At 72.4% G+C, this 3061-nt stretch carries 3 protein-coding genes; 2 read left to right on the top strand and 1 reads right to left on the bottom strand.

The genetic code is table 11. The features are described 5' to 3' along the window. Window positions 1-1055: carbohydrate kinase family protein (locus AB0J09_RS60690; protein WP_360712994.1), on the bottom strand; the 1055-nt coding region annotated here is incomplete at its 3' end. Window positions 1056-1195: 140 nt separating this feature from the next. On the opposite strand from AB0J09_RS60690, the gene AB0J09_RS60685 reads away from it, so the two are divergent. Both AB0J09_RS60685 and AB0J09_RS60680 read left to right on the top strand, forming a co-directional pair. Next, window positions 1196-1969 carry a DeoR/GlpR family DNA-binding transcription regulator gene (locus tag AB0J09_RS60685; RefSeq protein WP_360712992.1) on the top strand — a complete coding sequence of 258 codons (774 nt, stop codon included), beginning with the start codon at window positions 1196-1198 and terminating at the stop codon, window positions 1967-1969. Between the two features lie 10 nt (window positions 1970-1979). Continuing rightward, window positions 1980-3061: 6-phospho-beta-glucosidase (locus tag AB0J09_RS60680; RefSeq protein WP_360712989.1), on the top strand; the 1082-nt coding region annotated here is incomplete at its 3' end.

Genomic DNA, 3061 nt, shown 5'->3' with positions numbered 1-3061 from the left:
GGGACGGCGGGCACCAGCTTGTCGAGGAAGGCGTAGCGGCGGGCCAGCGAGTTGCCGTAGGCACCGCTGTGGTCGGCCGAGTCGCGCACCTCGTGCCACCAGTCGGCGATGTCGCCCCAGCCCGGCGCGGCCAGCGAGCCGCCGAACTGCTGCACCGCCAGCGCCGCGCAGAGCTGCGCGAACGCCAGCCGGTCGGCCAGGGGCCAGCGGCACAGCGTGCCGAGCACGAAGCCCGCGCCGAAGACGTCGCCCGCGCCGGTCGGATCGAGCGCCGTCACCCGCGGAGCGGGCACGAACGCCTCCTCACCCGTCGCGGAGTCGATGGCCATGGCGCCGTTGGCCCCGTCGGTCACCACCGCGACGGGCACCTTGTCGGCGATCGCGTAGAGGGCGTCGCGCGGGGTGTCGGCGCCGGTGTAGGCCATCGCCTCGACCGCGTTGGGCATGAACGCGTGGCAGAGGGCGAGCTGGTCGAGCAGGGACCGCGACCACACGCCCGAGGGATCCCAGCCCACGTCCGCGAAGATGAGGGCGCCGTCGCGGCGGGCCAGCTCCGCCCAGTTGCACGGACTGTCGGGGGAGTCGAGCGGCTCCTCGGTGGACAGCGGCACGATCACGGCCTTGGAGCGGGGCGGCTTGCCGATCATCTCGGACGCCGCCATGGGAGCCGGATGGCCGTGCGTCACCATGCTGCGGTCGCGGTCGACCGCCATGGAGACCGTCACCGGCGAGTGCCACTGCTCGAAGCGCCGCGACCTGGAAAGATCGACCGACTCCTGCTCCTCCAGCGTGCGCCAGCAGAAGTCGCCGTAGTCGTCGTCGCCGAACGCGGCCGCCAGCGAGGTGCGCAGGCCGAGCCGGCTGGTCGCGATGGCGAGGTTGGCGATGCCGCCGGGGCACGAGCCCATGCCCTCGGCCCAGATCTCGGTGCCGGCGGCGGGCATCGCGGGCAGGCCGGTGAAGACGATGTCGAGAAAGACCGTGCCCGCCAGGAAGACATCGAACCGCGGCCCGTCCGGGGTGCGCTCGTCGGCGAGGGGGTCGTAGGCCTGCATGGACACGGGAATGAATCCTCCTCGATAGGCATCGAGATGTGCGAAATCTTGCACGTTTGCTCGAACACTTCAAGTCTTCCCTGGGAGTTTCTGGTCAAAGATGCATACTCCTGCGCGAATCTGACTGATATGCTCACGCCGTGCTTCAGCGCCTCAGGCATGCCGAGATCATGCGCCGGGTCCGACTTTCAGGCGCCTCCAGCGTTAGCGATCTCGCCAGCCAGCTCGGCGTGAGCCCGTCCACCATCCGCAGGGACCTCGAGGTGCTCGACCGCGACGGCACGCTGCGGCGCGTCCGCGGCGGTGCCCTGCTCCTCGACGGTGGGGTCAGCGTCGACGCCGACGCCGACCGGCCGTTCGCCGAGGTGGCGGCCGTGGACGAGCACGACAAGGAGGCGGTGGCGGTCCGCGCCGCGGACCTGGTCAACGACGGCGAGGTGGTCCTGCTCGACATCGGCACGACGACCATGCGCCTGGCCCGGCGGCTGCGCGGGCGCCGCGTCACCGTGGTCACCTCCAGCCTCGCCGTGCTCGACGTGCTGCGCTCCGACTCCGAGGTCGAGCTGCTGCTGCTCGGCGGCATGGTGCGCCGGCCGTACCACTCGCTGGTCGGGGTGCTGACCGAGGCGGCGCTCAGCCAGGTGGTCGCCGACCGCGTGTTCCTGGGCGTCAGCGGCGTGCGGCCGGACGGGCAGCTCGTGGACACCACGCTGGCCGAGGTGCCGCTGAAGCGGGCCATGATCGCATCGGCGGGGCAGGTGGTGCTGCTCGTCGACCGGCACAAGTTCCCCGGCACCGGCGCCCTGCGGGTGTGCGGTCCCGAGGACATCGACGTGATCGTGACGAACAAGGGCGCCGACGAGGAGACGCTGCGTAACTGCGCGGCGGCCGGCGCCGAGGTGCTGCTGGCGTGAAGGGGTTGGGATGAAACTGGCCGTTCTCGGGGGCGGCGGCTTCCGTGTGCCGCTCGTGTACGGCGCGCTCCTGCGCGACACCGCCAAGCCACGCGTGGAGCAGGTGGTGCTGTACGACGTGTCGCAGGACCGTCTCGAGGCCATCCGTCACGTGCTGCGCCGGCTCGCCGCCGGGCACGACGAGCCGCCGGAGATCCAGATCACCACCGACCTGGACACCGCGCTGCGGGATGCCACGTTCGTCTTCTCCGCCATCAGGGTCGGCGGCCTGGCCGGCCGGACCGCCGACGAGCGGGTCGCGCTGGACCTGGGCCTGCTCGGCCAGGAGACGACCGGCCCCGGCGGCATCTCCTACGGCCTGCGCACCGTCCCCGTCGCGCTGCGCGTGGCGGAGCGGGTGGCCGCGCTCGCGCCCCAGGCGTGGGTCATCAACTTCACCAACCCCGCAGGCATGATCACCGAGGCCATGCGGCACGTGCTCGGCGACCGGGTGATCGGCATCTGCGACTCGCCGATCGGGCTGATCAGGCGGGCCGCCGCCGCGCTCGGACTCGATCCCGCGCGCGTGTCGCCCGACTACGTGGGGCTCAACCACCTCGGCTGGCTGCGCGGCCTCGTCCATGACGGGCGCGACGTGCTGCCGGGGCTGCTGGCGGACGATGACGCGCTGCGGCAGGTGGAGGAGGCGCGCATCTTCGGCGCCGACTGGGTGCGCACGCTGGGCGCGCTGCCCAACGAGTACCTGTACTACTACTACTTCACCCGGGAGTCCGTGGCCGCGATCTCCGGGCAGACGCGCGGGGAGTCGCTGCTGCTCCAGCAGGACGACTTCTACGCGGCCGTGCGGGCGCGGCCCGAGGAGGCGCTCGCCGAGTGGGTCAGGGCGCGCAGGCTGCGCGACGAGACGTACATGGCCGAGGCCCGCGACGCCACCGAGGCCGGCGAGCGCGACGCCGCCGACCTGGAGGCGGGCGGGTACGAGGGCATCGCCCTGGCCCTCATGGCGGCCATCGCCCGCGGCGAGCCCACCTCCATGATCCTCAACGTGCGCAACGGCACCGCGTCCGCGGGCAGGCCGGGCACCGCGGTGCC

This window comes from Nonomuraea sp. NPDC049784 (assembly GCF_040659615.1).
Lineage (GTDB): Bacteria > Actinomycetota > Actinomycetes > Streptosporangiales > Streptosporangiaceae > Nonomuraea.
This window is presented reverse-complemented; position numbering and strand designations above follow the sequence as displayed.